Origin of the sequence: Nostoc favosum CHAB5714 (assembly GCF_020829495.1) — a bacterium.
GTDB classification, from domain to species: Bacteria; Cyanobacteriota; Cyanobacteriia; order Cyanobacteriales; family Nostocaceae; genus Nostoc; species Nostoc favosum.
Genome location: NZ_JAIVFQ010000166.1, coordinates 1 through 9,410, shown reverse-complemented (window position 1 = coordinate 9,410; position 9,410 = coordinate 1). Strand labels below are relative to the sequence as shown.

The 9,410-nt window shown below is 43.3% G+C and carries 6 protein-coding genes and 1 tRNA gene; 3 read left to right on the top strand and 4 right to left on the bottom strand.

The annotated features are described in order from the left end of the window. The first annotated feature begins 400 nt into the window (after nt 1-400). Nucleotides 401-485: transfer RNA gene (locus LC586_RS38380), tRNA-Ser, on the top strand. A 677-nt stretch (nt 486-1,162) separates the two neighbouring features. On the opposite strand, the gene LC586_RS38375 is transcribed toward LC586_RS38380, so the two are convergent. Further along, a complete protein-coding gene (locus tag LC586_RS38375) occupies nt 1,163-1,954 on the bottom strand; it encodes an IS5 family transposase (protein ID WP_229491033.1) in 792 nt (263 codons plus the stop codon). A 503-nt stretch (nt 1,955-2,457) separates the two neighbouring features. Further along, on the bottom strand, nt 2,458-4,083 hold the full coding sequence (locus tag LC586_RS38370; RefSeq protein WP_229491031.1) for a serine/threonine-protein kinase: 1,626 nt from the start codon (nt 4,081-4,083) through the stop codon (nt 2,458-2,460). Nucleotides 4,084-4,428: 345 nt separating this feature from the next. On the opposite strand from LC586_RS38370, the gene LC586_RS38365 reads away from it, so the two are divergent. Then, the gene (locus LC586_RS38365; protein WP_229491029.1) at nt 4,429-5,283 is read left to right on the top strand and encodes an Rpn family recombination-promoting nuclease/putative transposase; all 855 of its coding nucleotides are present in this window, start codon (nt 4,429-4,431) and stop codon (nt 5,281-5,283) included. A 270-nt stretch (nt 5,284-5,553) separates the two neighbouring features. On the opposite strand, the gene LC586_RS38360 is transcribed toward LC586_RS38365, so the two are convergent. Further along, the gene (locus tag LC586_RS38360; protein WP_229491028.1) at nt 5,554-7,740 is read right to left on the bottom strand and encodes a BamA/OMP85 family outer membrane protein; all 2,187 of its coding nucleotides are present in this window, start codon (nt 7,738-7,740) and stop codon (nt 5,554-5,556) included. A gap of 139 nt (nt 7,741-7,879) precedes the next feature. Here LC586_RS38360 and LC586_RS38355 point away from each other — a divergent pair, with 139 nt between their 5' ends. Then, nucleotides 7,880-9,241, top strand: coding sequence for a lipid-A-disaccharide synthase-related protein (locus tag LC586_RS38355; RefSeq protein ID WP_229491026.1), 1,362 nt, complete (start codon nt 7,880-7,882; stop codon nt 9,239-9,241). Here the strand turns inward: LC586_RS38355 and LC586_RS38350 are convergent. Continuing rightward, nucleotides 9,224-9,410 (bottom strand): hypothetical protein (locus tag LC586_RS38350; protein WP_229491025.1); only part of this gene is annotated, 187 nt, incomplete at its 5' end. The genes LC586_RS38355 and LC586_RS38350 overlap by 18 nt on opposite strands.

Sequence of the window (9,410 nt, the reverse complement as noted above, 5' to 3'; positions counted from 1 at the left end):
TAAGATAATTTATATTTCCAAGAAAATTCGATTTGTTTTGTTTATAGCCTCATGAGATTTTACAGTTATTTAGATATTTCAGGAATCCTTTTTAGTTTTTATTAGTAAATAAGATGCGTTTGCCCTGTCAGGTTAGGTGTTTGTTTCAGGGGCCATCTTGGTTAACCTGATGAATAGATAACGGTAAATCGCCAAACAGATAGGACATCTCTGGGTGTCATTGACTCGCTGGCTCATTAGAGCAACCACGATGGTGGGAAATGTCTTGGGCTTGGCGTTGGCGTTCCCGAAGCATTCCGTTACGTAGATAAAGCGATAATGTTATAGTAGTATAGGGAATATGGTAAAATATCCCTTACTTCATGGCATTTGAACACTCAAATGTGTGAATGATATAGCTGGAGAGGTGTCCGAGCGGTTCATGGTGACGCACTCGAAATGCGTTTTGGGGAAACCCAACGGGGGTTCGAATCCCCCCCTCTCCGTTTTTCCTTATTCTGTAAGCATTTCAATTGTTTAAGCTTTAAGCTATCTGGTTTAATTGGTTTAAGTTATATAACTAAAGTTAAGTCATAAGTATAGTTGATTGTTAGTTATCATTACCCTATGCCTTCACTTGTTCTTATGTTGTCTAAAGTTATTCAATAAGTTGTTGAATAAGTTATCCAACAACTATAGAACACATAAAAAAAGGGGGTTATTATTCCCCCGCTTTAACGCTTCACAGATTTTAAAGGCTAGTTATTACATCATTCCCAATAGGTCTATCACTTCACTTAAATGATTTTTAGCCTTGTACAGGTTGATTAAATTCTCTTGCTGGTATCTATTGGGTACAGACACCCTTTTACCTTGAATATAAGTACAATATTATGCTTATGCTCCCTTAGTCTTTTGCCAATCTGCTAACGCAGCAATTACAAAGCTCGCTGCTGGATGGTTAAGGAATTGCTCGAAAGCAGAAACACTACCTTCTGTTAATGCACTAAGTATCCGTGCGGCTAAGGTAGGGTTACTGTCGATTTGTCTGATGGTTTCTATAGCAATCGCCTCCTTGCCCTGTTTCGTTTCAGTAGAGTATGACTTTTCTAGCTGTTCAAGGATTTTTTGAACCTCGGCAACAGCCTCAGAGGATGTTTGAAAAGTTATGAGAGGTAGAATTTTATGCCAATCGTCTCACCATAATTCGGATCATGGCAATGTAAATAAACGTCTCGGCAGTTTCAGGCAGTAGCTCGTAGTCTTTGTTTAACCGCCGACACCAAGTCAGCCATCCGAAGGTTCGCTCCACCACCCAGCGTTTAGGCAGCAAAACGAACCCCTTACGCTCTTTTGGTCGTAGTACTACTTGTACAATCCAACGGCAGAAATCCATCACCCAGCGCATAAATGGGTCACCGTCAAAGCCGCTATCAACCCAGACTCGATTCAGGCGCGACACGGCATTTTCCATCTGTTTAACCTTCTTGAGGACTTGTTTACCACCTTCACGTTCACCTGTACTGGCAGCAGTAACCAACACTCTCAGTACTAATCCCAAGGTATCGACTGTTAAAAAACGTTTGCGTCCCTTGACTTTTTTACCCTCGTCGTACCCTACTGCTTGGCTCACGAAAGCGCTACTTTTGACACTTTGACTGTCACCGATGGCTTCAGACGGACTCGGTTCTCGATTATTTTCCATTCTTGTCCACAAACAGAGTCGGTCATGCATTCTTACCCACGTTCCATCTTTGCGCCAGTTACGAAAGTATGTGTAGACCGTCTGCCAGTTAGGGAAGTCGCATGGGTTAGCACGCCACCGACAGCCTTCACACAGTACATAGAAAATGGCATTGAAAATATCCAAAATCTCGACTTCACGAGGACGACCACCGGGTTTTGGGGTTGGTATTAACTTGCTAATCAATTCAAATTGATCTGGGGTCAGGTTACTAGGGTAAGCTTTACTCATGGCTCTCAATGGTGCTGTATCTACGTATTTACAGCTTATGTCCTGAGAGCTTTTTTTACTGCATCACCGACTTTTCAAACATCCTCTAAGAGGGAAAATGCAAAGTCTCTCTCCTTTTAGGAAGAGATTTAGAGAGAGGTTTTTCAAATAACGGGAAAAGTCAAGAGAGTAAATATAGCAGTCCTATTTGATTCGTGAAAAATATAGATAAGGAAACGAACCGCCAAGTACGCCAAGGACGCAAAGGGAAGAAAGAAGAAAAAGATATATAATTTTCACAAATGATTTAGGACGGCTATAATACCAATTTAAAAATTCATTGCGACAGATTGACAGAGAAAACCCAGATATACTAAGCATTTCCAATCCCAAATCTAAAATTGTATAAGGAATTTAGCTAAAGATGAAACAAGAAAGAAAATGATGCTTTTGTATTGGCAAAAGGCGTTCAATTTTAGATTGTGAATTTTGGATTTTAGATTGAAGAAAAAATTTCAAATTGACTAATTATTGTCATCTTGTAGCTTTTCCTGAGATTTCTGATCATTCTGGGGTTGACTATCAGTCGGTGAATTTTGCTTTTCCACTGTTGGTACTACTACAGCAGAAGGATCTGATTGTTTGGATTCTGACTGTTGGGATTCTGTCGGTGGCGCTGCTGGTATAACCACAGAATTTGACGGAATCACCGGTTGAGGGGAAGCAGAATTCTGATTAGAAGCGGGTGAGTTATTTTGTGGTAATGGTGCGGGGGAAGCACTACGAGATGAACGAATAGCCCGTAGTTTTTCGACTAGCGAGGGTGTAGGTGAAACGCTAGGTGAAGGTGCGGATTGTTCGGAATCGCCGCGTTGTGATTCTTGTGTAGGGTTGCTGGGAGTTTCTTGTGAGGAAGAACGACGATTACGCCGGCGCTGCTTGGAATTAGAAACAGGTGCTGATTCGCTTCTTGAGGTGGTGTTAGTCTCTTCACTCCTCTCAAAGCTAGGTGCTTTCGCGGCTGGTTCTTGAGTTGGCTGTTCAAAAAGCGGTTTTGCGGTTGGCTGCGGCTGAGATTTGGGTAAGATGCTAGTGATGCCAAAACCTGCTGTAGCAGCAACCAGGGCTACACCTATACCAATGAATATTTGAGATGACCCCAGTTTTTTTGCCAGTACATTTTCTTTGGCGATGCCTGGGTTGGGCTGTGCCAAGGCAGATGGTTTATGAATGCGATTCTGGGAAGTTTTCCCATTCCCAATTAAAGTTACTGCCTGCTGGGCAGATAAATTGACAGTTGGCACTGCATAAGTGGTTAAGGCTTGCGGTGTCATATTCACCTCATTTCCAGGTAGCAGTTGTAACCACTCAGCAACTGTTGATGGGCGAAAACGAGACTCCACTGCCATACCGCGCATTACGGCCTGGTTGACAGCAGCACTCAAGTGTGGTTGCAGTTCACGGGGGGAAGGCATTTGCTCGCGATCGCGCAATAATGCTGGCATAGGAACCTGTGCTGTCAACAGTGAATACAAGGTTGCGGCTAAACCATAAACATCCGTGGCGGGTGTGCGCGGCGCTTGCGTCAAATACTGCTCAATGGGAGAATAACCTTCAGAAACCATACCTGTGTGAGTCTGCCTGACACTGCCATTAAATTCCCTGGCAATGCCAAAATCAATCAGTACTACTTCCTGGGTTCCTTCACGAAGGATAATATTATCTGGTTTGACATCTCGATGTAACAAACCGTTGTTATGTACTACCTGCAAGGCTGCCCCAATTTGCCGGATGTAATGAATTGCTGTGGCTTCAGGTAACGGTATCCCTGGTAATACAAATGCGTCTCCCAAGGTTTCGCCACGAATGTATTCCATCACCATGTAAGGCAGTCCAGCCTCGACAAAAAAATCACTAACTCGGACTATATTTGTGTGAATACACGTAGCTAATCGTCTGGCTTCATCTTGGAATTGGCGCTCAAATTTTGCAAAATCAGGATGTTGTCGCAGCCGTTCATTGATGGTTTTCATTACCACCTCCTGACCCAAGTAGTGATGCGTAGCTTTAAACGTAATGCCAAAGCCACCCCGCCCTATTTCTTGAATTAGGGTATATTTTCCATCCTGCAAAATTGTGCCTGCTAACATAAAGAGTCCTGATTCCTGAGTGAGCAGATAACTAGCGAGTCCTGAGTCTTGAGGGATTCCTAAAAAATTTTCCCATATTTTTTGATATGGGGCAGGGTTTTTGCCTGTCTATCTTACAGGATGATTTAGTTGTTGGAACTCTCCAAGTAAGAAAGACCTCCCCATGAGCACAACAGTTTTATCTTTATAGGATAACGCGAGAGTCAAGAAATCCTGAAGTAGGAAACAAGCTCAATTTGTCTTCGACGCCTGTGATGTGATAACTAACACGCTACTTGCTACAATGCCAAAGAGCTATTCTGTAATTTTTAATAAGTTAATAACCAGTATATTTCGGATATTTTAGTGAAACGCGACACCATTTATTACCAAATCTTTAAGCGATTTCCGTGGTTTATTTTTGAACTCGTTGATTACCGCACTGAACAGGCACAGAACTATCGATTTGAGTCCGTTGAGGTGAAAGAAACCGCCTTTCGTATTGATGGGGTCTTTTTACCTCCAGAAGGTACAACACCCAGAACTATCTTTTTTGCAGAAGTTCAATTTCAGAAAGATGAAGCTCTTTATCATCGCTTTTTTACTGAGTCGATGATGTATTTGAACCGGAATCAGTCTCAATACGATGACTGGTATTGTGTGGTAATTTTTCCATCACGCAGTTTTGAACCAAGTGATACAAGAACTCATCGATTATTTTTGAACAGTGACCAAGTGCAACGAATTTATTTGGATGAGTTAGGCACTCCCAATCAGCAATCAATAGGCATCAATTTAATGCAATTGACAATCGCCTCAGAGAAAGCGATCGCACAGCAAGCAAAGCAATTAATTAAGCAGGTACAATTAGAGTCAAAGGATTCACTGACGAAAAACGAAATAATAGATATCATTACCACAATTGCTGTTTACAAGTTTTCATCTTTGAGTAGAGAGGAAGTGGAAGCTATGCTAGGACTGACTTTAGAGCAAACAAGGGTTTATCAGGAAGCGAAAGCTGAGGGTCGGGAAGAACGGGAAGCTGAAATGTTGTTAGAGCAAACGAGGATTTATCAGGAAGCCAAAGCTGAGGGACGGGAAGAAATATTAAAAGCAACTGTGCCTTTGTTACTAAAAACGGGGATGAGCGTGGAGCAGATTGCTCAACAGCTAAATGTTGATTTAGAATCTGTCCAAAGCGCCGCACAGCAGAGCGCGTAAAACAATGTTATTTATACCAGTTCTGTATGAAGATGCGCCAAACTAATATGATAAACGAACCGCATTCGCGTTAGCGTCTCCCCTTGGGAGAAGAACGCAAAGGACACAAAGAAAGAAATAAGAAGCCAAGAAAATTTGGCGCAGCCTCACAAAGAAATGGTATTAGACATAATTTTAGACGTTGGTGTAGAAAATGAGCAAACGGACAGTTTTGACTCTTTTTTCAGTTTTTGGGAGAAATCCGGGTTAATACTCTGAAGGCTCATTTTCTTAAAATCGCTGACCTATGCCTAAATGCACTTTGCTTTCTCCCTGGTCATTAATACCATAGTCAGCCCGAATTAAGCCTAGTGGTGAATTTAATCGCACTCCAGCCCCATAACCAAAACCATAACCTGGTTTACCTCGCACACCTGCTGGATCTCCTAATACAGTATCACCGGAGCCTAAGTCTGAGGCAAAGTCGGCAAATAATACACCCCCTACTATTGGTAAGACGGGGAAACGATATTCTGCTGAAGCTAACACATAACTGCGACCACTCCCTACATCTCCAGAATCGTAACCGCGCACTGAGTTGGAACCACCCAAGTTAAAGCTTTCGTAGGGTGGTAAATTACCAAGGACGGTACCAGCTTGGACATTCACCGCAAATACTTGTGGCTGTTTGGTGTTAAATAATTGGACTGGTAAATATTGGCTGTAATTGGCTTTGAGGCGATTTAGGGAAATATTTCCTTGACCGATGGGGACAGATTGTTCTGTACTCAAACTCACAACGGAACCTTGAGTTGGATTGAGGGGATTATCTCGTTGGTCTTTGGTGGCGGTGAAGGATACGGTAGTTAGGTCGTCAACGCCAGTTCCACTCGCAGATAGGGGATTGCCTTGAGCGTCATTTGGAGTAATATTACCTTGGCGATCGCGAATACTAGTTCGGGTATAGTTTAATCCTAATGAGGTATTCCAGTCGTCAATTGGTCGCTGCAAGCTGACACCACCGCCAATTTGACCTTCTCGAACTTTGTCGCCGTTAGCTAGCTTAATCTTGTCGTCAAACGTTTCCGAAAGTTCCTGACTACGAAAACCATTCACAGTGTACCCTAAGCGATCGGGGTTACTTATCCGATAGGGACTGATAAATTTGCTATTAAACTGCAAGTCTCGGCTGCTTACACCAATATTCACACCTAAAGTATCATTAACACCACCGACATTCTGATCTTGATAGCTGATTGTGCCTACTAATCCTTGATCAGCATTGTAACTACCACCCAAGTTAACACCACGCGCCCCAGTTTCTTTGAGTTGGTAGACTAAATCTAGTTTTGTCGCATCTCCTTCTAAGGCAACATTCACAGTCTCAAATAAACCGGTACGATATAGCTGTTGTATGTCTTGCTTTACGACATTTTCTTGGAAGATTTGACCAGGTTTTAGCTTGAGTTGCTGTTGCAGGAAATCTGTTTTGGTGCGTCCTCCCACAGGATTGCCCTTGCTATCAACGGTTTTACCCTCGTCGTTGACAAAGCGAAACTTGATATCACTTACCAAGCCTTCAGCGACATTCACAGTAAGAATACCTTGAGAACTGGGTTTAATTGATAACACGCGTGCTAAGTTATAACCATTGTCGGCGTACCATTTGTTAATTTGTGCTACTGCTTGCTGGAGTCCAGCAGGACTGATGGTGGTTCCAATTTGAGATTGCAATTGTTGTTGGGCTACTTGGTAGGTGAGGACTTTAGCACCAGATAGTTGCAGCGATAGCACAATTACCGGTTGTACTTGATAAACTACATTCAATCCAGCCTGCGTGCTAAAGCTATTCACACTGGCATTGCTAAATAAACCTGTATCCAAAATTGCAGCTACATCTTTTTGTAGCTGGCTTTGACTGGTTTCTCCACCCGTCTGGGTTTTAATTACTTTGCGAATGATTTGCTGCAATTCTTGATTGGCTCCCACTACCTGTACAGATGTAGCTGTGACTACTAAATCGCTTCCAGTATTAGGGGTTTTGGGAGATGAGGGGGATGAGGGAGATGAGGGGGATGAGGGGGATGAGGGGGATGAGGGGGATGAGGGGGATGAGGGGGATGAGGGGGATGAGGGGGATGAGGGGGATGAGGGAGCAGGGGAAGCAGGGGAGGCGGGGGAAATAGGGAGGATGACTTTGGAATTTAACTGTTGTGCTGACTTTAAGATTACTGTGGAATTTTTGTTTGCACCTGTTTGCACGGCGACGGGATTTTGGGAAAATTGTTGTGCAACTATAGTTTCTGGGGAAGCAATTGTCTCTATCCGTGCGGGAGTGTCTTCAATTATCGGCACTACCAAGTTACCAGCTTTTGCAGTTGGAGTAACGGTTTTAGTAGGTGCAGCCGTTGCTTGCTGAGTGACATTGGCAGCAGTTAAAGTAGCTAAAGTAAAAATTGCACTAGCAGAAACTCGCATAATATTTAACCTAATTAACTGGGAGTTAGTTGTAGAGACGCTAGCGAATAGGGATAATACTAACTTCCAGCTTCTTCGCCAATTTCCCTATTTATACCTCTTACCCCAACAGACAGTTAATTTTGATGTTTTGTTTCTTATGAGTAATGTATCTCGGTTATCTCTAGCTTCTAACTCTCAAGCTGCAACTTCTCCTTTACGCTTACTTGTATTAAGTAATGGTCATGGAGAAGATGTCATTGCAGTTCGGATTTTGCAAGAACTCCAACGACAATCAAACCCACCAGAAATCTTTGCTTTACCTCTGGTGGGTGAAGGACGTGCTTACCAAAAGTTGGATATCCCCCTTATTGGTTCAGTCCGCACTATGCCTTCTGGCGGCTTTATTTATATGGATAACCGCCAATTAGTGCGGGATGTACGCGGTGGTTTATTACAACTTACCCTCAGCCAGATTAAAGCTATTCGCCGTTGGGTGAGTTCTCAAAAAAAATTAGGTAATAAAAGAGCGATTTTAGCTGTGGGCGATATTGTCCCGTTGTTGTTTGCAACTTTCAGTGGCGCTAATTATGCTTTTGTGGGTACGGCAAAATCTGAATATTATGTGCGGGATGAAGCTGGATTATTACCACGGAAATCCAAAGATGCGCGTTGGGAAAACTTTTCCGGTTCAGTTTACCATCCTTGGGAACGTTGGTTAATGAGTCGTCGCCGTTGTAAGGCGGTGTTTCCTAGAGATGCACTGACGACGGAAACATTAAAACAATGGCCAATTCCAGCTTTTAATTTGGGTAATCCCATGATGGATGGTCTGCAACCGACCTTTTCACGCCAACAATTTTATAGTCAGGATAGCCAACAACAAGAGATAGTTCGGCCTTTTGTAGTGACTCTTCTTCCTGGTTCCCGTCCGCCAGAGGCATACGCTAACTGGGAAATAATTATGATTGCTGTATCTGCGTTGATGGCAAGTTTCCAGGAGCGAGATTCGATTTTCTATACTTCTAACAGAGTGGTGTTTTTAGGTGCGATCGCTCCGGGTTTAGACTCTCATATTTTATCCCAAAGTGTGCAATCCCAAGGCTGGCGCACTGAATCAGCATGTCCTATCCAAATTGCTGATCCAAATATCTTGACATTTAAACAAAGGAATGCATATCTACTGCTGACACAACAAGCCTATAATGATTGTTTGCATTTGGGAGATATAGCGATCGCTATGGCAGGTACAGCCACAGAACAGTTTATCGGTTTAGGAAAACCTGCGATCGCGATTCCCGGTAATGGGCCTCAATATAACCCTGCCTTTGCTGAAGCTCAAAGTCGTCTTTTAGGCTCATCTTTGATTTTAGTCGAGCAGCCAGCAGAAGTTGCCAAGATAGTACAGTCTCTATTCAAAGATCCTGATATTTTGCAAATTATTGCCGAAAATGGTATGCGACGCATGGGGAAATCCGGAGCCGCACTACGCATTGCTGAATGTTTACAGGAACGATTTTGATTGGGCATTGGAAATTGGGCATTGGGCATTGGGCATTGGGCACTTGTACTGAGCGAAGTCGAAGTATTGGTCAACAATCAATAGTTCTTCTTCCCCTGCTTCCCCTGCTCCCCCTGCTCCCCCTGCTCCCCCTGCTCCCCCTGCTCCCTGCTCCCAGCTAAGAGCTCCC

Bases quoted from the DNA above. Each gene is read 5' to 3' on its own strand.
- LC586_RS38375 (WP_229491033.1), bottom strand. From the start codon at position 1,954: ATGAGTAAAGCTTACCCTAGTAACCTGACCCCAGATCAATTTGAATTG.
- LC586_RS38370 (WP_229491031.1), bottom strand. From the start codon at position 4,083: ATGTTAGCAGGCACAATTTTGCAGGATGGAAAATATACCCTAATTCAA.
- LC586_RS38360 (WP_229491028.1), bottom strand. From the start codon at position 7,740: ATGCGAGTTTCTGCTAGTGCAATTTTTACTTTAGCTACTTTAACTGCT.
- LC586_RS38355 (WP_229491026.1), top strand. From the start codon at position 7,880: ATGAGTAATGTATCTCGGTTATCTCTAGCTTCTAACTCTCAAGCTGCA.